This is a genomic window from Terrabacter terrigena, from assembly GCF_042676085.1.
GTDB classification, from domain to species: Bacteria; Actinomycetota; Actinomycetes; order Actinomycetales; family Dermatophilaceae; genus Terrabacter; species Terrabacter terrigena.
The window spans coordinates 1-21,937 of record NZ_JBHTKH010000023.1; the positions used below are offsets into that span (position 1 = coordinate 1).

The following is a 21,937-nucleotide window of genomic DNA, read 5'->3' on the forward strand; positions in this document are numbered from 1 at the left end:
CGAGCGCCTCGACCTGCGCCATCACCGCCTCACCCGCCCGCAGCAGGCCCTCGGTCACCCCCACCGACCGCGCCCGCCCAGCCCGATCAGCCCGCTCGGCGACGACAGCCCCGTGCTGCGCGTCGACCGGGTCGTAGACCACCTCCCCGACGAGCCGGCCTGGCAGCACGGACACGACCGCCCGCAAGGCCTCACCACCCGTCGAGGCATCCCGCGCCCACGACACATCGAGCACCCGCGGCGCCCCACCACCGAGCAGGCCGGCAGACGCTCGCGACGACGCCACGTACGGCATACGGCACCTCCCCTCGGCACTGCGTGGACTACCTCCAGCAGAACACATGTTCGATAAAACCGGAAGGCGCAACTCACAGGTGTGGACAACGAATCACGTTGTCGCGCAAGAGACCTCAGCCGAACGCCAGCGACTCAGCGCACGAAGGACATCGCCTCCGTGACGTCGCCGCGCAGCATGTCGCGCCGATCGAGCAGGTAGTTCTGCCGCATCAGCCACGGCGCACCATCGCCCTGCTGCGGCAGCTCCGCCGCAGCCCTCTCGACGTAGCCCGACCGCAACGGCAGCAGCGGCCGCCCCTCCATCCCCTCGGGCGCGCGAGGGACTGCCACGCGCCACCCGTTCTGCTCCATGTGGTTCAGCAGGCGGCAGACGTACCGGCTCGCGAGGTCGGCGCGAAGGGTCCACGAGGCGTTGACGTAGCCGATGGTGACGGCGAGGTTCGGCACGTCGGCGAACATCGTCCCCCGGTACACCGTGAGCTCGCGGGTGGGCCGGCGCTCCCCGTCCACGGTGAACTCGATGCCGCCGGCGACCTTGATGCGCAAACCGGTTGCCGTCACGACGAGGTCAGCGGGCAGGTGGCGTCCCGAGCCCAGCCGTATGCCGTCGGGCGCGAACGTCTCGATCGTGTCGGTCACCACGTGGGCTCGGCCCGACCGAACCGCGTCGAACAGGTCGCCGTCGGGCACGACGCACAGGCGCTGGTCCCACGGGTCGTAGGTCGGCGTGAAGTGGTCGCTCACCATGGTCGTCGAGCCGAGCGACCGGGCAGCACCCTTGGCCAGCAGGGACTTCGCGACACCAGGTCGTCGTCGGCTCAGCTCGTAGAACGCCATGGTCGCGAGGACGTTCTGGTAGCGCGCGACGACGCCCCCCGCGCGTGTGGGCAGCACCCGCTGCACGGCGTCCCTCACGCGGTCACGGCGCGGCAGGGCCGTGACCCAGGTCGGCGTGCGCTGGAGCATCGTCACGTGGGCACCGAGGTCGGCCAGGGACGGCACGAGGGTCACGGCAGTCGCGCCTGACCCGATCACCACGACCCGGCGCCCCGCGACCGGCAAGCCGTCGGGCCAGAACTGCGGATGAACCACGTCACCCGAGAACGAGCCGATGCCCGGCAGCTCCGGGTCGTGCGGACGCTCGTAGTCGTAGTAGCCGCTGCACAGCTGGAGGAAGCCGCACGTGAGCTGCGCCCGGACGCCGTCGCCCCGCTCGACCGTCACCGTCCAGCGGGCCTCCGGGGTGGACCACGAGGCACCGACCACTTTGTGTCCGAAGCGGATCCGCTCGTCGATGCCGTACTTTCGAGCCGTCTCCTCGAGGTAGGACAGGATCTTCGGGCCGTCGGCGATGGCGTCGGGGTCGGTCCAGGGCTCGAACGGGAACCCGAGCGTCATCATGTCGGAGTCGGACCGCACGCCCGGGTAGCGGAAGAGGTCCCACGTGCCGCCGATCGAGTCACGCGCCTCGAGAATCGCGTAGGTCCGCGTCGGGGCCTCGGTCTGGAGGCGGTAGGCCGCGCCGATGCCCGAGAGTCCGGCGCCGACGACGAGGACGTCCACGTGCTCGATCTGGCTCACCCCGTCATTGTGACCCACGCCGCGCTCACCCTACCCATCGGTAACCCAGCGGCTACGCTCGACGGCGTGACGGCAACCCCCGCGACCTCCACGGCATACCCCCATCTGCTCGAGCCGCTCGACCTCGGCTTCACGACGCTGCGCAACCGCGTCGTCATGGGTTCGATGCACACCGGCCTCGAGGACCGCGCGAGGGACTTCGACCGGCTCGCTGCCTACTACGCGGAGCGCGCCCGCGGCGGCGTCGGCCTCATCGTCACGGGCGGCTTCGCCCCGAACCTCGCCGGCGCCCTCTACCCCGGCGGCTCGGTGCTCGTCACCGAGCGCCAGGCCCGCCGCCACGAGGTCATCACGAAGGCCGTGCACCGCGAGGGCGGCAAGATCGCCCTCCAGATCCTCCACGCCGGCCGGTACGCGTACCACCCGCTGGCCGTGTCGGCCTCGCGCACGAAGGCGCCCATCTCGCGCTTCACCGCGCGGGCACTGGGTGCACGCGGCATCCGGAGCACCATCGCCGCGTACGCCCGGTGCGCCCGCCTCGCGAAGCAGGCCGGCTACGACGGTGTCGAGATCATGGCCTCCGAGGGCTACCTGCTCAACCAGTTCCTCGCGCCACGCACGAACCACCGCACGGACGAGTGGGGCGGCTCGCCCGGGAACCGACGCCGCCTGCCCGTCGAGGTCGTGCGTGCCGTGCGCGAGGCCGCCGGCCCCGACTTCGTCATCGTCTACCGCCTCTCGATGCTCGACCTCGTTCCGGACGGGCAGACGTGGGACGAGATCGTCGCCCTCGCGAAGGAGGTCGAGGCCGCAGGCGCGACCATCATCAACACCGGCATCGGCTGGCACGAGGCCCGCGTCCCCACGATCGTCACCTCGGTGCCGCGCGGCGCGTTCACACGCGTCACGGCCAAGCTGCGCCCCGAGGTCTCCGTCCCGGTCGTCACGAGCAACCGCATCTCGATGCCGGACCTCGCCGAGCGGGTCATCGCCGACGGCACCGCCGACCTCGTGTCGATGGCGCGACCGCTCCTCGCCGACCCCGACTGGGTGGCCAAGGCGAGCACCGACCGCGCCGACGAGATCAACACCTGCATCGCGTGCAACCAGGCCTGCCTGGACCACACCTTCGCCAAGAAGACGGCCACCTGCCTCGTCAACCCACGCGCCGTGCGCGAGACCACCCTGGTCCTGGCGCCGAGCCGCCGGAGCAAGCACGTCGCCGTCGTCGGCGCGGGCCCCGCTGGCCTCGCGGCCGCAACCGCACTCACGGAGCGCGGCCACCGCGTCGAGCTCTTCGAGGCATCGGACGACCTCGGCGGCCAGTTCGCGATCGCGATGCGCATCCCGGGCAAGGAGGAGTTCGCCGAGACGATCCGCTACTACCGCCGGCGCCTCGACCTCGGCGACGTCAAGGTGCACCTCGGTCGGCGCGCCACCGCCGACGACCTCATGGGCTTCGACGAGGTCGTCGTGGCCACCGGCGTCGAGCCGCGCATCCCCGACGTGCCCGGCATCGACCACCCGAAGGTGATCACGTATGCCGCAGCCGTCCGTGGGGAGGCGCCTGTCGGCGAGCGCGTGGCCGTGATGGGCGCCGGCGGCATCGGTGTCGACGTCTCCGAGTTCCTCACCCACGTCGAGTCGCCCATGGGTGTCGACGAGTGGATGGCCGAGTGGGGCGTCGGCGCCCCCGACTCCTCGCGCGGCGGTCTCGTCGACGCCGCCCCGGCGCGTTCACCCCGCGAGGTTCACCTCCTCCAGCGCAAGGCCACCCCGATCGGCAAGGGCCTTGGCAGGACGACCGGCTGGGTGCACCGGGCAGCCTTGAAGGCCAAGGGAGTCCACCACCACGTCGATGTGAACTACGAGCGCGTCGACGACGCGGGCCTGCACATCACCCACGGCGACGACCACACCGACCCGCAGGTGCTCGACGTCGACACCGTCGTGCTGTGCACCGGCCAGGAGTCGGTGAACACGCTCGGCCCGACGCTCAGCGGGCGTGGCGTGAAGGTGCACGTCATCGGTGGCGCCGACGTCGCCACAGAGCTCGACGCGAAGCGCGCCATCCGCCAGGCGACCGAGCTGGCCGCCACGATCTAGACCCGACGCGAGAGGTACGCGTCGACGAGGCCGGCCGCGTCGCCGGCGCCGTCCTCTGCCCGCACCCGCTCGCCGAGCACGTATGCCGCCCGGCGGGTCTCCGGGGACAGCGCGAGCTCGAGCGCCGCGCGCAGTCGCGCGGGCGTGAGGTCCTTGCGCGCGATGGGCGCTGCCGCGACCCCGAGGTCGGCCATCCGACGGCCCCAGTACGGCTGGTCCGCCGCATGCGGCACGACCACCTGCGGCACGCCGGCCCGCAGCGCAGCGGCGGTGGTGCCGGCACCGCCGTGGTGGACGACGACGGCGCACCGCCGGAACAGCTCCTCGTGCCGCGTCGGCCCGACCCCGAGCACGTCCGGTGGCAGGGCGGCACCCAGACGGTCGAGCGAGAGGCCGGAGAGCCCCTCGCTGACGATCCCCCGCACCCCCAGTGCGCGGAGCACGTCGACGACTCCGCGCACGACCGCATCCGGGTCGGGCGTCGGCATCGACCCGAAACCGACGTGGACCGGGGCGGGGCCGGCCGCGAGGAAGCGCTCGACCTCCTCGCCCAGCCCGGTCGGGCCCTCCTCCGGCGTCGCCCGGAACCAGAAACCTGTCTGCCGCACGGCCGGCGGCCAGTCCGGAGCCCTCGGCACGACCACGGGGCTCGCCCCGAGGATCGTCGGAGTCCTGTTCGCGGCGGCCGAGTAGGACCGGAACGTGCGACGCGGCAAGCCTTTTCGCATCCTCACGAGATCGCCGGCGGGCCGGAAGAGGTCGAGCGCCACCCGACCCGCGAGGCTGCTCCACCAGTGGTTGAGCGGTGACGGGTGGTGCCGGACCAGCCCGAGCGCCACCGACTCGCCGTGGGCGCTGGGCCACACCGGCGCGAAGATCGCGTAGACGTGCGGCTTCGGCGCTCCGGCGAGCAACGCGTCGACGAGGTCGAAGGTCAGGGCCCCCGACACCACCGCGTCGGCGCCCGCGACGAGCCGCGTCACGTCGTCGGCGAGCGCTTCGGCCCGGTCGGCCATGACCCGGCGCATCAGCCTCGCCTCACGCACCTGGTACGTCGCCGACCCGCGCAGCGAGTCGCGACCCAGCCCGTCGCGCAGCGGGCCCTCGAGGTCGAACGAGAACGGCTCGAAGTCCACCGCGCTCCCGGCCACGACGTGACCGAGGTCGGCGGGCGCGGCGAGCGAGACGGCATACCCCCGCCGCCGCCGCAGGCGCTCCCCCAGTGCGACGAGGGGCTGCACGTCGCCGCGCGACCCCATGCCGAGGAGGAGCACCCTCACGTCAGGCGTCGTCGAGCATGGCGCGTACGCGCGGCACGACCTCCTCGGCGTAGAGCCGGATGCACTCCATGCGCTGGTCGTGCGGGAGGGTGAACATGGAGTACTTGAGCTGGAAGCGCGAGACCCCGAGAACCCTGACGGTGTCGACGATCTTGGTCGCGACCGTCTCGGGTGAGCCGCAGTAGACGGCACCGTCGGGCCCCAGCTGGGCGAGCGCCTGCTCGTTCGTCATCGGCGCCCAGCGACGCTCGCGGCCGATCTTGTTCATGTAGGGCACGAAGTGCGGCATGAACTCGTCGATGGCCTGCTCGTCGGTCGCGGCGACGTAGCCGGGCGAGTGCACGCCGACGGGGCGCTCGGGCTTGCCCATCTGCGACAGTGCCTGGCGGTAGAGGTCGGCGAGCGGCGCGAACTGGCGCGAGGCGCCACCGATGATCGCGATCACGACCGGGAAGCCGTAGTGCGCGGCGCGGACGACCGACTGCGGCGTGCCACCGACCCCGACCCACACCGGCAGGTGACCGGATTCCGTTGTCGGCATGACCTGCTGGACGTCGACGGGCGGTCGGATCGATCCCTCCCAGTGCACCGGCTTCTCCGCCACGACGGCGGCGAGGAGGTCGAGCTTCTCCTCGAAGAGCGTCTCGTAGTCCGAGAGGTCGAGCCCGAAGAGCGGGAACGACTCGACGAACGACCCTCGCCCGACGGTGATCTCGGCGCGGCCGTTGCTGATCGCGTCGACCGTCGAGAAGCGCTGGAACACCCGGATGGGGTCGTCGCTGCTCAGCACCGTGACCGAGGTCCCGAGGCGGATGCGATCGGTGCGGGCGGCGAGGCCGGCGAGCAGCACGTCGGGCGCGCTGACGGCGTAGTCGTCGCGGTGGTGCTCACCGACACCGAAGAAGTCGAGGCCGAGGCGGTCGGCGAGCTCGCCCTCGGCGAGCACCTCCCGCAGGACCGTGGCCGGGTGGAGCGGGGACCCGTCCGGCCCCAGCGCGATGTCGCCGAACGTGTCGAGGCCCATTTCCAGTCGTCCGGGTGCTCCGAGGCTCATGCGCCCATCGTAGGTATGCCGGCCAGGCGCCGCGCGCGCCCGACGGTCGGGTCCCAGCGGCGCACGCTGTACAGCGCCGAGCGGGCCGGGTCCGACCGGCCCACGGAGTACTCAGGCGACCCGGCTCGGCTCCGGCCGTTCGTCCAGCTGCAGGTGCTCCGCGAGGAAGGTCCGAACGTGCTTGAGCCTCGCCGCACCGCCGCTCGAGGGGGCGTCGTCGACTGCGACGACGAGGGTCGGCAGGTCGAGCGAGCCGACGATCTCGAGCTCCATGGCCCGGCGGTGGCGCATGAGTCGACGTAGCCCTCGAAGCCGCGCAGGCCCATCCGGCGGCCCAGTCCCTGCTCGGTGTGGTAGCCGTCGACCCACTCGGCAGGGCGTTCGGCGGCGGCCTCGAGGACGCGGAGGGGGTCGCCGGCGTCGAGGTAGACGAGCGCCGGGGCATGTGCCCGGACGGCCTCGACGAGGCGGGAGGTGCGCGGGCTGGTCGCCGCGCGCCACGAGGGCACAGCCGGGGTTCTTCAGCAGCACGCACTCCTTGAGCCGGTCGACGAGGGGCGACGGCAGTGTGGGGTGGAGCGCGTGGCGCACCAGCCACGCGTCACCGTGGCGCTCGGCGGCCGAGAGGAGTGCGGACGACGTCTCCGGCGACTCGGCGGCCATCGCCAGCACCTGCTCGGTGCTGAGCACTGCGACCTGCTCGGCGTCGACGGGGTGGTCGAGCCGGCCCTCGGCCCAGTGCTAGGCCCCACCCGGTGGGGGCAGCGCAGTATAGAGCGCATTCGGGTGCCCGCCGCGACCCCGGCTGTGTGACACCGTGGGGCCCGTGGAGGCAACCGACCCGGACGACGGCACCCGCACGGTGCTTCGCGAACCCGCCGAACGCGTCTCGCGGCGGGCGATCCTGATGTGGACCGTCGAGGCGCTCGTCGTCGACGTGGTCCTGCTCGCCGGGCAGGTGGTGTGGTGGTTCGTCGACTCGTCGCCCACACGCACCGCCCACTGGGTCGTCTGCGGCGTGTGGCTCGTGTGCGCCGCCGGCTACACGGCGGTCATGCCCCGGTGGCGCTACCGCGTCCACCGGTGGGAGTCCACCGCCCGCGCCGTCTACACCCAGACGGGCTGGCTCTGGCAGGAGCGGCGTATCGCCCCGCTCAGTCGCGTGCAGACCGTCGACCTCGAGCGCGGCCCCGTCGCCCAGCTGCTCAGGCTCGCCTCGGTCACGGTCACCACCGCCTCGGCGGCGGGGCCGGTCCGCATCCACGGCCTCGACCTGCCGGTCGCCACGGCCCTGGTGCAGGCCCTGACGTCTGCGACCGCGGCCGAGACGGACGACGCCACGTGACCCAGCCGCCCGAGCAGCACGAGCCGGGGGCCTGGCGCCGGCTCGACGCCCGCATGCTGCTCATCCACCCGCTCGAGACGCTGGTGCGGTTCCTGCCGGCCCTGCTGGCGATCTTCGTCGCCCGCCTCGGCTCCGACGGCGACGACCGGTGGGAGCTCGTGGCCCTGCCCGCCATCCTCGCGTTCGGGGTGCTGCGCTGGGCCACGACCCGCTACCGCATCGGCGACGGGCAGATCGAGCTGCGGCGCGGGCTGATGAACAAGCAGACGACCACGGCCCGGCTCGACAGGGTGCGCGCCGTCGACCTCACCGCAAAGGTGCACCACCGGGTGCTCGGCCTGGCCAAGGTGGAGATCTCCACAGCCGGGAGCAGCCATGACCACCTCGTGCTCGACTCGCTCGGCATCGACGCGGCGAGAGCCCTCAGGGCCGAGCTGCTGCACCGCGCCGAGGCGGTGGACGCGTCCGTGGCCACCCTGCCCGCCCCGACCGGCGCCCCCGTGGGTGACGTGCCCGCCGACGCGGCCGGGTCTCCCGAGCCCGTCGACGAGCTCCTCCTGCAGCTCGACCCCAGCTGGGTGCGCTACGCCCCGCTCACGGTCACCGGCCTCGCGGGGGCAGCGGCGGTCCTCGCCTTCGTGTCGCAGGTCCTGTCGCGCTACTCCGAGGAGCGCACCGCCTTCCGCGACGGCGCCCGTTGGGTGGCGGGGCTGCCGTGGTGGGTCGACGTGGTCGTCCTCCTGGCGGTCGTGTCGCTGCTCGCGGTGGCCGGCTACGTGCTGACGTTCTGGGGCTTCCGGCTGACCCGCAACCGGCGCGGCAGCCTGCACACCCGCCGCGGGCTGCTCACCAGCCGCGAGACGAGCATCGACGCCACACGCATCCGTGGCCTCCGCCTGGACGAGCCCCTGGGGCTGCGCCTCGTGGACGCGCGCCGGCTCAAGGTCGTCACCACCGGCCTGGCGCACGAGCAGGGCGGCGGTGGAGCCGGCGCCGACTGGCTGTGCCCGCCGGCCCCCGCGTCGGTGGTGACGCCCCTCGCCGCGCTCATCCGGCCGGACGAGGCCGCTGTGTCCGGCCCCGTCGTCGGCCACGGGCCGGCTGCCCGAAGGCGGCGGTTGACCCGCGCCCTGGTGCCCACTGCCGTCCTGGCCGTCGCCCTCGTCGTGGCCCGCAGTGTGTGGGACTGGAGCCCCGCGATCCTCGTCCTCGTCCCGCTGCTCCTCGCCGCCGCCCTCGCCCTCGGGCTCGACCGCTCCCGCGCGCTCGGCCATGCCGTGACGCCCGACCACCTGGTGACCCGCCACGGGTCGCTCGACCGGCAGCGCGTCGTGCTCGACCGTCCCGGCATCATCGGGTGGACGGTCCAGCAGTCGCCCTTCCAGCGCCGCGCCGGCGTCGCCACGCTGGTCGCCACGACCGCTGCGGGCGCCCAGCACTACGACATCGTCGACGTCCCCGTCGAGCGGGCGTATGCCGTCCTCGCCGCGGTCAGCCCCGAGCTGGTGCGCGAGTTCACCTGAGCGACGAGCGGTTCCGGGCACAGACAGCCGAGCTGCTCAGTCCTCGAAGACGCGCCAGCAGATGTCGTTGCGGCGCGCCTGGTCCTCCAGGACCAGAGCTCTCACCCGCGGGTGGAGCTGGTCGCGCTGCCAGTCGCGTTCGCGCCGTGCGACGTCGAGGTCGTGCGGAGTCGCCGCCCGCGCGGCCTTGATCGCGTAGGCGGCGGCGCCGAGGTCGTGCTCGGCCACGTGGCCGACGCACGCGGCCTGACCGGCGGCATACGCGGCGAACCGGGCGGCCCCCTTCAGGGGACGGGCGGCACCCATGGCATGACCTCCGAGGGCGCGCGCATCCATCATCGTCATCCCTCCGGCGGCCCAGGCTCGCGCCGCGTCGACCGCCTCGCGGGGACGCCGGTCCGACGGAGCCTCCTGCTCGAACAGGTGCAGCACGTGCTCGGCGCACGTGGCCGCCCACAGCGCGAGGAGCCCGTGATCGGCGTCGGTGAGCGTGCCGCCACGGCGGATCGTGACCAGCCGCGGGTCTCGCACGTCGGGAAGGATCACCCGATCAGCCTGCCACGGGCGCTCAGGGCTGCTCGAGGATCCGGGCGACGGCGGCATACCCCTTGGCCCGCGCGTGCTCGAGCGCGGTCACGCCCTCCTTGTCGGCGATCGACCGGTCGGCACCGGCGGCGAGGAGGATGCGGACGATCTCCTGGTGGCGCGACCCGCCGTCTCCGAGGATCACGGCCTCCAGGAGAGCGGTCCAGCCGAGGTCGTTGACGTGGTCGACGTCGATGCCGGTGCTGACGACCCGCCGCACGTAGTCGACGTGCCCGCGCTCGCTCGCCGGGATGACGGACACGCCGCCGTAGCGGTTGCGGATCGTCAGGTCCGGCCCGGCGGGGAGCAACGCCTCGAGCATCGCGACGCTTCCGGTCACGCCGGTGACGAGCCAGGGGGTGTCGTGACGGTCGTCGAGCGCATCGGGGTCGGCTCCCATCGCGACGAGCACCCTGGCGGCGTCGACGTGGTCGCCCGTGACGGCGAGCAGCAGCGCGGTGCGCCGCCTGTCGTCGCGAGCCTCGAGATCGGCACCGGCCCGCAGCGCCGAGGCCACGGCGTCGGCGTCACCGCGGGTCGCTGCTGCGAGCAGGGCGGCGTCGGGGTCGGCGATGGGCTTGGCGGTGGTCGCCTTCACGAGAACTCCTGTCAGTCGGTCGAACCCGCGCTCGCGGGCCATCTGCAGCGGTGTGAGCCCCTCCTGCCGCGAGGGTCGGGTCAGCTCGACGCCACCGGCGACGAGGATACGGAGCGTGTCGACGTAGGTCGTCGTGTCGCGCCCCAGCCACACCGCCTCGTGGATCGCCTGGTAGCCGATCCGGTTCACGTGGTTGCGGTCGATGCGCGCCTGCAGCAGCTCGCCGACGACGAGGCCGTGGCCGCGCTCGGCAGCGCGGATCAGGCCGGTGCCGTTCCAGCTGTCCTTGTCGTCGACCGTCGCGCCGTTCGCGAGGGCGAGCCGCAGCAGCGCGAGCCGTCCCTCGCTCGTCGCCACGAGGTACGCCGACTGCTCGGTCTCGTCCTTGGCGTTGACGTCCGCTCCCCTGGCGACCAGGGCCTCGGCGCGGGTCAGGTCGTTCTTCCACGCGGCGTCGCGCAGGTCGGCGTCGAGGCGCGCCTGCTCTGCGGAAGTCCGTCTCGTCGGCGCAGCTCCCGACGCCGTCGCCGCACCGGGCCTGCCGGACGAGGTGCTCCCCTCGGGCACCGGGGTCGAGGGCGACGTCGCCGCCGGGGTGGTCACGGCACTGCGAGCCGCCGGCGGGCTCGAGCAGCCCACGACGCCTGCCACAGCGGCGAGGGCGAGGGCCGCCGTCGCGACCCTCGCCACCTGCGTGTGCCGCACACGGCTCATCGTGCCACTGGGTCGGTGACGACCTCGTAGGGCGGGGCGGCCACGGTCTCGTCGAACTTGCTGTCCACGAAGAGGATCCGGCCACGGAGCACCTTCGCGGTGGTCAGCACGCGGGTCGGGTCGGTCGCGACCTGGGAGACGGGTCGTGCCGTTCGGCCGTCGCCCGAGAGCTCGAGCGTGGCGATCGACCGAGCGAAGTTGCGCACGACGGTCAGTCGGGAGCCCTGCCGCACGAGACCGTCGGCGTCCGTGAGGGTGATGTCGCCGCTGTCGACCCGCGTGACCGCACCGGTCGCGAGGTCGAAGCGCCACAGGATGCCCAGGTTGCCCTGCGCCGCGACGAGGGCCGATCGGTCGGCACTGACGACGATGCCGCCGAGGTTGAAGCCGGCTGCCTGCGAGATCGTGCCGGTCGCGTCGGCCCACCGCGTCACGGACCAGTCGCCGCCGTCGAGGGCGACGCGGAAGACCTGGGGGGCGTTGGAGTTCGTGAAGTACGCGGCGCCGTCGGGCCCGATCGCGACGTCGTTGAGGAAGACGTTGTCGCCGGGTGCACGCAGCGCGGCCAGCAGCTCACCCTCCGGCGAGTAGACCCAGAGGTCGGGGCGACCGGTACCGATGCCGTTCGGGCCGCCGGCGACGTAGACGCGACCCTTGCTGTCCGTCGTGATGCCGCGGGCCGTGAACCGGCCGTCGGTGCCGTCGCCGGCGAGCCACTGCTGCGTCTGCGACTCACGGGCCGTGCCGCGGTGGATCTCGCCGCCGGTCACCTCGCTGACGTAGAACACGCCGCGGCGCTCGTCGGCGCCGATGCCCTCGAACTTCGAGCCGCCCGGGTCGCCCTGCAGCTCGTACACCGACGGGCGGCCCGACGCCGTGGCGGTCGGGCTGGCGACGAGCGGCAGGGTGGCGGCGACGGCGAGCGTGGCGAGTCTGGCGATGGTGCGCTTCATGGTGGCCTCCGTGTGGGTGGTCCGGGGCGGTCGGTGCTGGGTTCCCCTCCACTGTCGCCTCGCGGGCCACCCGCCCGCGTCGGGCGACCGGCCACACCCGGATAGCCGATCGGATGATGCCGTCGTGCCCCGTCCGTGCCTACGCTGCCCTCGTGCAGGAGGGCATCCTCGCTCCGGTGGCACGCCTCGACCGCTGGCTCGACGGCGTGCTGCTCGTGCTGCTCGTGACCTGCTCGGTGCGCTACCTGCTGCGCCACGACCTCGACGTCACGGCGGTGCTCGTCCTCGGTGGCGCCCTCGTGCTCGGCGTCGCCTACTCGACGCGTCGCCTCGTCGCCGACCACGAGGTGTGGCCGACGGTGTGGGTCGGCGTGGTCGTCGTGCTGTGGGTGGCGCTGACGCTGGTGGCCCCGTCGTTCGCGTGGACGGCCGTGCCGGTGGCCTTCGCCGTGCTCCAGGTGGTCCCGTTCCCGTATGCCGTCACGGTCGTCGTCGTCATGACCGCGGTCGTGAGCGTGGCGTGGAGCCGCATCACCGACGGCCTCGACCCGACGGTCTTCGTCGGCCCGGTGGGCATCGCGCTCGTGACCGTGCTGTCCTACCGGGCCCTCGAGCGCGAGGCACGCTCGCGGCAGGCACTCATCGACGAGCTCACGGAGGCGCAGGCCGATCTCGCTGCAGCACAAAGACGTTCGGGCGCCCTGGCCGAGCGCACACGGCTGTCGAGGGAGATCCACGACTCGGTGGGCCAGGGCCTGTCGAGCATCACCCTCCTGCTCGGTGCGGCGGAGCAGGACTGGGCGCGACGGCCGGACGTGGCGCGCGAGCACGTCGCCGCTGCCGGCAGCGCAGCCCGCGAGGGACTCGACGAGGTGCGCCAGATCGTCCGTGACCTCGCGCCTGCGGACCTCGAGGACGACGAGACCGGCGAGGCCCTGCCGGCCGCTCTTCGCCGCGTCGCGGCGACCGGTGCCCACGGCGTCGACGTGCAGGTGCGCGTGCACGGTGACCCGGTGGGAGTGCCGCCGGCGGTCGCGAGCGCGCTCGTGCGCTCCGCGCGGGGCGCCCTGGCCAACGTCGTCGAGCACTCGGCTGCGCACCGTGCCGTCGTCAGCCTCACCTACCTCTCCGACGAGGTGCTCCTCGACGTGCGTGACGACGGCCACGGCTTCGACCCGGCACGTCTTGCCCAGACCGTCGTACGCGGTGACCCCGGTGACCGGGGCGACCGCGGGAGGGGGCTGGGCGGCATACGCCATCGGGCTGCCGACCTCGGTGGCAGCGCAGACGTCGAGAGCGCCCCCGGTGAGGGCACGACGGTGTCGGTGCGCTTCCCGCTGGACGGGAACGGGGCGCGGCATGACTGACCCGACGCCGGTCCGCGTGGTCCTCGTCGACGACCACCCCGTGGTGCGCGCCGGGCTGCGCGCCCTCGTCGACGGGCAGGACGGCATCGAGGTCGTCGGCGAGGCGAGCGACCTGGCGAGCGCAGAGCAGGTCGTGACCGCCGAGCGCCCCGACGTCGTGCTCATGGACCTGGGCCTCGGCGACGGCCCCGGCGGCGTCGAGGTGACGGCGCGCCTGCGCGGGCTGCCCCGACCACCCAACGTGCTCGTGCTGACGACCTACGACACCGAGGCCGACATCCTGCGGGCGCTCGATGCCGGCGCGGTCGGATACCTGCTGAAGGACGCACCGCCCGACCAGCTCTTCGCCGGCATCCGTGCCACGGCTCGCGGCCAGACCGTGCTGGCCCCCTCGGTGGCGGCCCGGCTCGTCCGTCGCACGGCGTCGCCGGGGCCGGTCGTCACCGAGCGCGAGGTCGAGGTGCTGGAGCTGCTGTCGCGCGGGCTCGGCAACCGTGAGATGGCGCGCGAGCTGCTCGTGTCGGAGGCGACGGTGAAGTCGCACCTGTCGCACATCTACACCAAGCTCGACGTCGACACCCGTGCCGGCGCGGTCGCCGCCGCGATCGAGCGCCGCATCATCCGCTCCGGCGGCTGACCGGCGCCGGGCCCGCCCGGCCCGGCCCGGACGCAGTCGTGCGCCCACCCGGGAACCGGGGGGACGCACGACCTGTGGAGGGGAGCAGGGTCAGAGGCGCATCGAGGCGCCGACCTTCTCGGTGTGCTCGGTGACCTCGTCGACGCCGCCCTCACGGGCGGACCTGACCGGGACCTGCTCGACGGGCTCGACGGACTCGACGGACTCGACGGGCTCGGTCTGGACGAGCTCGCCGACCCCCTCGCCCGGCGCGGTCTCTTGGACCGTGAGCGAGAAGTCGTCGCCGTGCTCGCTGACGCCCGCCACGACGGCGTGCTCGACTGCCGCCACGGCATACTGGCGGCGGACGACCTGCGGGTCGCGCGCGAGGTCCTTCACGAGTGACACCGCGAGCCCGACCATGATGACGAGGAAGGGCAGTGCCGCCACGATCGTGACGTTCTGCAGCCCTGACAAGGCGTCCTCGCCCCCGATGAGCAGCATGATCGCGGCGACCGCGCCGGTGGCGGCGCCCCAGAAGATGACGGTCTTCTTCGACGGCTCGAGCGTGCCCTTCTCCGAGAGCGTGCCCATGACGATCGAGGCGGCGTCGGCCCCGGACACGAAGAAGATGGCGACGAGCACCATGACGACGACCGCGGTCACGGTCGGCCAGGGCAGGTTGCCGAGCATCGCGAAGAGCGAGCCCTCGGGCGTCGACTGGCCGGCGATGTCCTGGCCGTGCTGCTGCTGGTCGATGCCGGCGCCGCCGAAGATGGCGAACCAGACGAGCGAGACGACCGACGGCACGAGGAGCACGCCCGAGACGAACTGGCGGATCGTGCGGCCGCGCGAGATGCGGGCGATGAACATGCCGACGAACGGGGTCCAGCTGACCCACCAGGCCCAGTAGAAGATCGTCCAGCCGGCGAGCCAGTCCTTCATGCCGTCGCCACCCGCGGCGTCGGTGCGGGCCGACATCATCGCGAGGTCCTTGAGGTAGGAGCCGATGGTCGTCGGGACGAGGTTGAGGATGAAGATCGTCGGACCGACGACGAAGACGAAGAACGCCAGGGCGAGCGCGAGCACCATGTTGATGTTCGAGAGCCACTGGATGCCCTTCTCGATGCCGCTGACGGCCGAGAGGATGAAGCAGATCGTCAGCACGACGATGATGCCGATGAGCACGCCGTTGCCGACCTTGCCGATGCCGCCGACGATCTCGAGGCCGGAGCCGATCTGCAGGGCGCCGAGGCCGAGCGAGGTGGCCGAGCCGAAGAGCGTCGCGAAGATCGCGAAGATGTCGATGACCTTGCCGGCCCGTCCGTTGGCGCGCTTCTCACCGAAGAGCGGGGCGAACGCCGAGCTGATGAGGAGCGAGCGGCCCTTGCGGAAGACGCCGTACGCGACGGCGAGGCCGACGACGGCGTAGATGGCCCACGGGTGCAGCGACCAGTGGAACATCGTCGTGGCCATGGCGGTCTGGACGGCCTCCGGGTTGCCGGCCGCGCCGGTGCCGGGCGGCGGCTTCACGAGGTGGGTGAGCGGCTCGGTCACGCCGTAGAACATCAGTCCGATGCCCATGCCGGCGGAGAACATCATCGCCACCCAGGACGACGTGCGGAACTCGGGAGCCTCGCCGTCACCGCCGAGCGGGATGTTGCCGTACTTGCTGGCCGCGAGCCAGATCACGAAGGCGACGAAACCGGATGCGACGAGCGAGAAGAGCCAGCCCGTGTTGTGCACGACGAAGTCGAGGCCGTGCTCGGCGCTGGTGCTGAGGCTCTCGGTGCCGAGCGCACCCCACAGCACGAAGCCGATGGCCACGACCGCGGCGACGCCGAAGACGACCTTGTCCACGCGGGACGGAGCAGCCTCCTCGTGGTTCACCGGTGGCGGCTCGAGCGCCGGGTGCAGTGCTTCGTCAGAAGTCTTGGTCAGTTCACTCATGCATCATGACGGCACCCCGACGAAGGGCGCCGTCTTCTCCTCACGTTGCGTGTCACAGATGTCTCGTAGAACCGTCAACCTTGCCCGCCGGCTCGACACATGGCAAAACGAGAGCCTCTCCCCAACGGCCTGGGCACCGAGAACGTTCCTGAAATGCGTTGTCCCGCAATGGTTCCCACCCAGCGGGGCCAGTCACGTGAGATGGGACACGACGCGCCACGACCCGGCACACCGTCGTGGGCATGCCGGGTCGTGGCGTCGTGCAGATGGGTGCTGTCGTGTTCAGCGACTGCCGACGAGCTCGGGTTCGTGCTGCGGGCCGTCGGGACCGCCGACCGGCGCGTCGTGGCTCGCGTCGAGCATGCTGGCCTCGTCGAAGCGGTCCTGTCCGGAGAGGACGCGGGCGGCCTTGTCGCGGTCGATCTCGCCGACCCAGGTGCCGATGATGACCGTCGCGATCGCGTTGCCGGCGAAGTTCGTCAGGGCGCGCGCCTCGCTCATGAGGCGGTCGATGCCGACGATGATGCCGACGCCGGGCACGAGGTCGGGGCGGTGCGACTGCAGACCGCCGGCGAGGGTGGCCAGGCCGGCGCCGCTGACGCCCGCGGCGCCCTTGCTGGCGATGATCATGAAGACGAGCAGCCCGATCTGCTGGCCGATGCTGAACGGCTTGTCCATCGCCTCGGCGATGAAGAGGCTCGCCATCGTCAGGTAGATCGCAGTGCCGTCGAGGTTGAACGAGTAGCCGGTCGGCACGGTGATGCCCACGACGGGACGGGAGACGCCCAGGTGCTCCATCTTCGCGATGAGGCGCGGCAGGGCCGACTCGGACGACGACGTCGAGAGGATGAGCAGGAACTCGCGGGCGAGGTACCTGAGCAGCGAGAAGACGTTCATGCCCGTGGTCAGCTTGAGGATGGCGCCGAGGAAGACGAACACGAAGATCGCGCAGGTCACGTAGAAGGCGAACATCAGCAGACCGAGGCTCTTGAGCGAGCTGAGCCCCGTGGCGCCGACGAGCGCGGCCATCGCGCCGAAGGCGCCGATGGGGGCGGCCCACATGACCATCGCCATGAGGCGGAAGACGAGCCGCTCGAGGTGCTTGATGCCCCCGAGGATCGGCTCACCGGCCTTGCCCATCTTCTGCAGGGCGAAGCCGACGAGCAGGGCGATGAGCAGGGCCTGCAGCACGGATCCCGAGGTCAGCGCGGAGACGAGGGTGTCGGGGATCAGCCCGAGCAGGAAGTCGACGGTCGTGACGGCCTCCTTGCCGACCTGCTCCTTGCCGGTGGCGGCCATCTCCGCCGTGAGGTTGAGGCCCGAGCCCGGCTTGACGATGTTGCCGACGATGAGGCCGATGCCGAGGGCCACGGTGGACATCGTGATGAAGTAGCCGAGGGCGAGGCCGCCGACCTTGCCGACCTGCGCGGCCTTTCGGACCGAGCCGATGCCGAGCACGATCGTGCAGAAGATGATCGGCGTGATCATCATCTTGATGAGTGCCACGAAGCCGGTGCCGAGGGGCTTGAGGCTCTTGCCGAACTCGGGGAAGAGGGCACCGACGGCGATGCCGGCGACCATCGCGACGATGACGGCGATGTAGAGGAAATGGGTGCGGTCGCGCTTGGGAGCCGAGCCTGTCTGGGCGTCGACGGCGCTGTCGGCGGGGTAACTCACGGGAACCTCCGTTGGCTGGGTCCGTGCTGGGCACGGGACCGGTGAATGTGACGAGGCTGCCGCGGCGAGTGGCTAGGGTCACGATTGTGTTCATTGAGTTCTCGTGGCCGGCCGTGCGCCGTTGAGCTTGCTTCCAAGGACTCTTACCCGCGTGCTGGGTGCACCGGGCCGCTGGAGCGTCGCGGGGCAGACGTTCGCCCTGCAGGTCATCGTGGCCGTGCTCGTCGTCGCGGCGGGTCTCGCGGGGGCGTTCGTGCAGGCCCAGCGGGCGGGCGACCAGGAGGCCCTGGCCCGTGCCCTCGCGGTGGCCCGCACCATGGCGGCCACCCCCGACCTCATCGCGGCCGTGCAGGGGCCCGACCCCACCGCCGCCCTGCAGCCCTACGCCATGCGGGTCCAGCAGGAGTCGCAGACCGACTTCGTCGTCGTGATGAGCCGTGACGCGATCCGCTGGACGCACCCTGACCCGACGCAGATCGGCAAGAGGTTCATCGGGCACACCGAGGCCGCCCTGGCAGGGGGCGTCGTCGAGGAGGACTACACCGGCACGCTCGGCCCGTCGGCGCGCGTCGTCGTGCCGGTCACCGACAGGGGCAGGGTGGTCGCGCTCGTGTCGGTCGGCATCCGCAAGTCGGCCGTCGGCGGGCGGGTGCGCGCCCAGCTGCCGGGACTGCTGCTCGCCGGTGTCGTCGCCGCAGTGCTGTCGGGCCTGGGCACCGCCCTCGTCGCGCGCCGCATCCGCCGCCAGACGCACGGCCTCGGGGAGCAGCAGCTGCGCGAGATGTACGAGTACTACGACGCGGTGCTGCACGCCGTCACCGAGGGCCTCATCATCACCGACCTCGACGGACGGCTGCGGCTGGCCAATGACGAGGCCGCACGCCTCCTGTCGCTGCCGGCGGACGCTGTCGGCCGGCCCGTCGCCGAGCTCGGCCTCGCCGCGCCGCTCGCGGCAGCCCTGACCGACGACGCCACCCACGAGGACGAGCTGCACGTCACGGCGGCCCGCGTGCTCGTGCTCAACCGCGGGCCGGCCCGGTGGAAGGGGCGCCTGCTCGGCCACGTCGCGACCCTGCGGGACCGCACCGACCTCGAGGCGCTCACCGGCGAGCTCGACTCGGCACGCGGCCTCACCGAGGCGCTGCGGTCGCAGGCGCACGAGTCCGCCAACCGGCTGCACACGATCGTCAGCCTCATCGAGCTCGGCCACACCGACCGCGCCGTCGCCTTCGCCACCGACGAGCTCCAGGTGTCCCAGCTGCTCACCGACCGCGTCGTCGGCTCGGTGGACGAACCGGCTCTGACCGCGGTGCTGCTGGGCAAGGCGGCCGAGGCCCACGAGCGAGGCATCGCCTTCGGGATCGAGCCGGGAGCGCACTGGCCGCGCGACGTCGCACCGACGCGCGACGTCGTCACCATCGTCGGCAACCTCATCGACAACGCGCTCGACGCCGTCGGCGGGGAGGTGGGCCCGCCGCGACCCGAGCGGCACGTGTCCTTCGACTCGCGGGTCGAGGACGCGTATGCCGTCCTCGAGGTCTCGGACGACGGGCCGGGGCTTCCTCCGGGCGGGGTCGAGGAGGCCTTCCGCCGCGGCTGGTCGACGAAGGACCAGGGCAGCGCGGGCCGGCGCGGGATCGGTCTCGCACTGGTGAGCCAGACCGTCGAGCGGCTCGGCGGCACGCTCGAGGTCCACGGCCCGCCCGGGGCCACGTTCACCGTGCGCCTGCCCGTGGGCCCCGTCACCGGGGACGGTGTCGGCCATGGGTGACGAGGAGCTGCTGCGCGTCCTGGTGGTCGAGGACGAGCCGATCGCCGCCGAGGCACACACGGCCTACGTCGGTCGGGTGCCCGGCTTCGAGGTGGTGGGCACGGTTGGCACGTCGCAGGCAGCACTCAAAGCGTTGCAGGACAAGCCGATCGACGTCGTGCTGCTCGACATGAACCTGCCCGACCGCCACGGTCTCGACGTCGTGCGCGCCATGCGGGCGGCCGGTCACCGCGCCGACGTGATCGCGGTGACCTCGGCCCGCGACCTCGACGTCGTGCGCGCGGCTGTGTCGCTCGGCATCGTGCAGTACCTGCTCAAGCCGTTCGTCTTCGCGACGCTGCGCGACCGCCTGCTGGCCTACCGCGCCTACCGCGAGCAGGTGTCGACCGGCGCGGAGCTCGGCACCCAGGCCGAGGTCGACGAGGTGTTCGCCGGCGCCCGCGTCGCCACGGAGGCACGGCTGCCGAAGGGCATGGGCGAGGAGCTGCTCGCGCGGGTGTCGCAGGCGCTGCGCGATGCCGACGGTGGCCGGTCGGCGACGGAGCTCGCAGAGACCCTCGGCGTCAGCCGGGTGACAGCGCGCCGATATGCCGAGCACCTCTGCGACACAAGGGTGGCCGTCCGCCGGTCGCGGTATGCCGGGGCAGGTCGGCCCGAGGTCGAGTACCTCTGGGCCAGGTGAGGTCTCGCTGACGCATCGGCGCGTCGGCGTCTCAGGCTGCTCCCATGACCACCTCGGGAAATGGACAGCCACCGTGCAGGAGGGTCGCAGCCGTCGGCCAGCCCGCGGTCACCCTGGGGTGCTTGTGTGAGCCCATGCTGGACCTGACCGATGCGGGGCTGCCCGTCCTCGTCGGCGCTCTCGTCGTCGTCGTCTTCGTCCTCGTCGCGGTGGGGTGGCCGCACCCGCACCGCAGGCCGGTTCGGATCGCGGTGCGCGCCGGCCAGACGGTGCTGCTCAACGCCCTCGTCCTCGTGCTCGCCGGCGTCCTCATGAACGACCAGTACCTCTTCTACGTGTCGTGGGCGGACCTGCTCGGGTCCGGTTCGGAACAGGCGGGCCACGCCGTCACGGCCGGCGACCCGCACGCCGGCGGCACCGTGCGCCTGCGGTCCGCGCTGCACGGTTCGGCCACGCTCCCCCCGCTGCCCAAACCTGGTCAGCGCGCGCAGACCTACACGGTGACGGGGAGGCTCTCCGGCCTCACCGGCCAGGTGATCGTGCTGCTGCCCAAGGGATACGACCCGGCCAGGGCCACGACCTACCCCGTCATCGAGTCGCTGTCGGGATATCCCGGCACGCCGCGCTCCAACTTCCACGGCTTCGCGCTGGACACGACCTTCCAGGACCTCGTCGACCACCACACGATCCGGGCTCCCCTCATCGTCATGCCGCAGATCAACACCCCGAACTCGCTCGACACGGAGTGCGTGAACGCGCCGAGCCGCACCGGCCTGCAGACCGAGACCTGGCTGTCGCGGGACATCCCCACGTGGGCCGCCGCCCACTTCAGGGTCTCGGTCCAGCGCAGCTCGTGGGCGACGATGGGCTTCTCGTACGGCGGGTGGTGCGCCGCGATGCTCGCCATGCACCACCCGGACACCTATGGGGCCGCCATGTCGCTGATGGGCTACTTCCGGCCCGAGTTCGGCCCCGCGTACGACCCGCTGACCTCGGGGGTCGGCAGCTACGACCTCGCCCACCTCGCCCGCACCAGGCCGCCGCCGGTCTCGCTGTGGCTCATGGCGAGCAAGGACGACCCGACGGCCTACCCCCAGCTCGTGGCGTTCCTCAAGAGCGTCCGGGCGCCCATGTCGGTGACGTCGGTGGTGCTGCGCACCGGGGGACACCGCGTCGACACCATCCCGCCCGTGCTGCCGGAGATGCTGTCGTGGCTGCGCGAGGCACTGCCCGGCTTCACCCCCTGACCCGCTCCGACACCGGGACCCGGCGGCCGAGGCGTGCGAGGACGCGCTCCTGGCGATCGGCGCCGTCGGTCGCAGGCACGGCCGGGCGGCATACGCCCTCGTCGTAGAGGTGCTCACCGAAGCCGTCGGCCGATTGCTCGACGACGTCGAGCTCGGCGTCGTTGAAGCGCACCTCGAGCCCGGCGGCCGCGGCGATGTCCCAGCGGTGGACGAGCAGGTCGAAGCCGTAGAAGGCGACGAGCGACCGGCCGACCGTCGTGGTGCCGAAGACGCCGTCGTACGCGTGGTCGCGCACCGCGGGGTGGGCGAGGAGACGCTGCACGCGCGCGTCGTGGGCGCGCCAGACCTCCCCCGGCTCGGCCCGGCCGGGCGACGCGGCGGGCCGGTCACCGAGGTCGGCGCCGTGCTTCTCGAGGAAGTCGCGCTGGGTGGTGATCACATGGTCCAGCACGTCCCACGCGCTCCAGCCCTCGCAGGGGCTCGCGGCGTGCCAGTCGGCGCGGTCGAGGCGGCCGACGACGGCGGTGAACGGGGCGGCGAGGCGCGCGTACGTGGTAGCGATGTCGTTCGTGGTCATGCTGACGACGGTAG

General features: G+C 72.4%; 19 protein-coding genes. 8 read left to right on the plus strand and 11 right to left on the minus strand.

What is annotated here, in order from left to right; genetic code table 11:
* Positions 1–295, minus strand: a 295-nt coding sequence (locus ACFQ2V_RS20310; RefSeq protein ID WP_386054761.1) for a hypothetical protein, incomplete at its 3' end; no start/stop codon positions are given.
* A 134-nt stretch (positions 296–429) separates the two neighbouring features.
* Positions 430–1,878 carry a flavin-containing monooxygenase gene (locus tag ACFQ2V_RS20315; RefSeq protein WP_386054762.1) on the minus strand — a complete coding sequence of 483 codons (1,449 nt, stop codon included), beginning with the start codon at positions 1,876–1,878 and terminating at the stop codon, positions 430–432.
* Between the two features lie 66 nt (positions 1,879–1,944).
* On the opposite strand from ACFQ2V_RS20315, the gene ACFQ2V_RS20320 reads away from it, so the two are divergent.
* Positions 1,945–3,984, plus strand: a complete 2,040-nt coding sequence (locus tag ACFQ2V_RS20320; RefSeq protein WP_386054763.1) for an oxidoreductase — start codon at positions 1,945–1,947, stop codon at positions 3,982–3,984.
* On the opposite strand, the gene ACFQ2V_RS20325 is transcribed toward ACFQ2V_RS20320, so the two are convergent.
* From ACFQ2V_RS20325 to ACFQ2V_RS20335, 3 genes are all read right to left on the minus strand, one after another.
* A complete protein-coding gene (locus tag ACFQ2V_RS20325; RefSeq protein WP_386054764.1) occupies positions 3,981–5,264 on the minus strand; it encodes a glycosyltransferase in 1,284 nt (427 codons plus the stop codon). The two genes, ACFQ2V_RS20320 and ACFQ2V_RS20325, sit on opposite strands and share 4 nt — an antisense overlap.
* Position 5,265: 1 nt before the next feature.
* Positions 5,266–6,318 (minus strand): LLM class flavin-dependent oxidoreductase, encoded by a 1,053-nt coding sequence (locus tag ACFQ2V_RS20330; RefSeq protein WP_386054765.1) that lies wholly within the window; start codon positions 6,316–6,318, stop codon positions 5,266–5,268.
* 111 nt (positions 6,319–6,429) lie between these two features.
* Positions 6,430–6,591: a hypothetical protein gene (locus tag ACFQ2V_RS20335; RefSeq protein WP_386054766.1), complete on the minus strand. Its 162-nt coding sequence runs from the start codon at positions 6,589–6,591 to the stop codon at positions 6,430–6,432.
* A gap of 553 nt (positions 6,592–7,144) precedes the next feature.
* On the opposite strand from ACFQ2V_RS20335, the gene ACFQ2V_RS20340 reads away from it, so the two are divergent.
* Both ACFQ2V_RS20340 and ACFQ2V_RS20345 read left to right on the plus strand, forming a co-directional pair.
* Positions 7,145–7,663 (plus strand): PH domain-containing protein, encoded by a 519-nt coding sequence (locus ACFQ2V_RS20340; RefSeq protein WP_386054767.1) that lies wholly within the window; start codon positions 7,145–7,147, stop codon positions 7,661–7,663.
* The gene (locus tag ACFQ2V_RS20345; RefSeq protein ID WP_386054768.1) at positions 7,660–9,186 is read left to right on the plus strand and encodes a PH domain-containing protein; all 1,527 of its coding nucleotides are present in this window, start codon (positions 7,660–7,662) and stop codon (positions 9,184–9,186) included. Before ACFQ2V_RS20340 ends, ACFQ2V_RS20345 begins: the two co-directional genes overlap by 4 nt.
* A gap of 36 nt (positions 9,187–9,222) precedes the next feature.
* Here the strand turns inward: ACFQ2V_RS20345 and ACFQ2V_RS20350 are convergent, their stop codons facing one another.
* The 3 genes from ACFQ2V_RS20350 to ACFQ2V_RS20360 are packed head-to-tail and all read right to left on the minus strand — an operon-like array spanning position 9,223 to position 12,036.
* Complete coding sequence (locus ACFQ2V_RS20350; RefSeq protein ID WP_386054769.1) at positions 9,223–9,732, minus strand: putative immunity protein; 510 nt, start codon at positions 9,730–9,732, stop codon at positions 9,223–9,225.
* 22 nt (positions 9,733–9,754) lie between these two features.
* On the minus strand, positions 9,755–11,074 hold the full coding sequence (locus tag ACFQ2V_RS20355; protein ID WP_386054770.1) for an ankyrin repeat domain-containing protein: 1,320 nt from the start codon (positions 11,072–11,074) through the stop codon (positions 9,755–9,757).
* Positions 11,075–11,079: 5 nt separating this feature from the next.
* Complete coding sequence (locus ACFQ2V_RS20360; protein WP_386054771.1) at positions 11,080–12,036, minus strand: SMP-30/gluconolactonase/LRE family protein; 957 nt, start codon at positions 12,034–12,036, stop codon at positions 11,080–11,082.
* Positions 12,037–12,188: 152 nt separating this feature from the next.
* Between ACFQ2V_RS20360 and ACFQ2V_RS20365 the strand changes: the two genes are divergently transcribed.
* Both ACFQ2V_RS20365 and ACFQ2V_RS20370 read left to right on the plus strand, forming a co-directional pair.
* Positions 12,189–13,403 (plus strand): sensor histidine kinase, encoded by a 1,215-nt coding sequence (locus tag ACFQ2V_RS20365; protein WP_386054772.1) that lies wholly within the window; start codon positions 12,189–12,191, stop codon positions 13,401–13,403.
* Entirely contained in the window at positions 13,396–14,040 is a 645-nt protein-coding gene (locus ACFQ2V_RS20370; RefSeq protein ID WP_386054773.1) for a response regulator, read from the plus strand. The genes ACFQ2V_RS20365 and ACFQ2V_RS20370 overlap by 8 nt, the downstream gene beginning before the upstream one ends.
* Before the next feature lie 90 nt (positions 14,041–14,130).
* Here ACFQ2V_RS20370 and ACFQ2V_RS20375 read toward each other — a convergent pair whose 3' ends face one another.
* Both ACFQ2V_RS20375 and ACFQ2V_RS20380 read right to left on the minus strand, forming a co-directional pair.
* On the minus strand, positions 14,131–15,969 hold the full coding sequence (locus tag ACFQ2V_RS20375) for a BCCT family transporter (RefSeq protein ID WP_386054774.1): 1,839 nt from the start codon (positions 15,967–15,969) through the stop codon (positions 14,131–14,133).
* Positions 15,970–16,251: 282 nt separating this feature from the next.
* Positions 16,252–17,646 carry a cation:dicarboxylate symporter family transporter gene (locus ACFQ2V_RS20380; protein ID WP_386054775.1) on the minus strand — a complete coding sequence of 465 codons (1,395 nt, stop codon included), beginning with the start codon at positions 17,644–17,646 and terminating at the stop codon, positions 16,252–16,254.
* A gap of 151 nt (positions 17,647–17,797) precedes the next feature.
* On the opposite strand from ACFQ2V_RS20380, the gene ACFQ2V_RS20385 reads away from it, so the two are divergent.
* From ACFQ2V_RS20385 to ACFQ2V_RS20395, 3 genes are all read left to right on the plus strand, one after another.
* Positions 17,798–19,417, plus strand: a complete 1,620-nt coding sequence (locus ACFQ2V_RS20385; RefSeq protein ID WP_386054776.1) for a sensor histidine kinase — start codon at positions 17,798–17,800, stop codon at positions 19,415–19,417.
* Positions 19,410–20,099, plus strand: a complete 690-nt coding sequence (locus ACFQ2V_RS20390) for a response regulator (RefSeq protein ID WP_386054777.1) — start codon at positions 19,410–19,412, stop codon at positions 20,097–20,099. Before ACFQ2V_RS20385 ends, ACFQ2V_RS20390 begins: the two co-directional genes overlap by 8 nt.
* A gap of 134 nt (positions 20,100–20,233) precedes the next feature.
* Positions 20,234–21,346: an alpha/beta hydrolase gene (locus ACFQ2V_RS20395; protein WP_386054778.1), complete on the plus strand. Its 1,113-nt coding sequence runs from the start codon at positions 20,234–20,236 to the stop codon at positions 21,344–21,346.
* Here ACFQ2V_RS20395 and ACFQ2V_RS20400 read toward each other — a convergent pair.
* Entirely contained in the window at positions 21,336–21,923 is a 588-nt protein-coding gene (locus ACFQ2V_RS20400) for a maleylpyruvate isomerase family mycothiol-dependent enzyme (protein ID WP_386054779.1), read from the minus strand. The genes ACFQ2V_RS20395 and ACFQ2V_RS20400 overlap by 11 nt on opposite strands.
* Between the last annotated feature and the right edge of the window lie 14 nt (positions 21,924–21,937).

Bases quoted from the DNA above. Each gene is read 5' to 3' on its own strand.
- ACFQ2V_RS20335 (WP_386054766.1), bottom strand. From the start codon at position 6,591: ATGGAGCTCGAGATCGTCGGCTCGCTCGACCTGCCGACCCTCGTCGTC.
- ACFQ2V_RS20375 (WP_386054774.1), bottom strand. From the start codon at position 15,969: ATGAGTGAACTGACCAAGACTTCTGACGAAGCACTGCACCCGGCGCTC.
- ACFQ2V_RS20400 (WP_386054779.1), bottom strand. From the start codon at position 21,923: ATGACCACGAACGACATCGCTACCACGTACGCGCGCCTCGCCGCCCCG.
- ACFQ2V_RS20360 (WP_386054771.1), bottom strand. From the start codon at position 12,036: ATGAAGCGCACCATCGCCAGACTCGCCACGCTCGCCGTCGCCGCCACC.
- ACFQ2V_RS20390 (WP_386054777.1), top strand. From the start codon at position 19,410: ATGGGTGACGAGGAGCTGCTGCGCGTCCTGGTGGTCGAGGACGAGCCG.
- ACFQ2V_RS20370 (WP_386054773.1), top strand. From the start codon at position 13,396: ATGACTGACCCGACGCCGGTCCGCGTGGTCCTCGTCGACGACCACCCC.
- ACFQ2V_RS20330 (WP_386054765.1), bottom strand. From the start codon at position 6,318: ATGAGCCTCGGAGCACCCGGACGACTGGAAATGGGCCTCGACACGTTC.
- ACFQ2V_RS20395 (WP_386054778.1), top strand. From the start codon at position 20,234: ATGCTGGACCTGACCGATGCGGGGCTGCCCGTCCTCGTCGGCGCTCTC.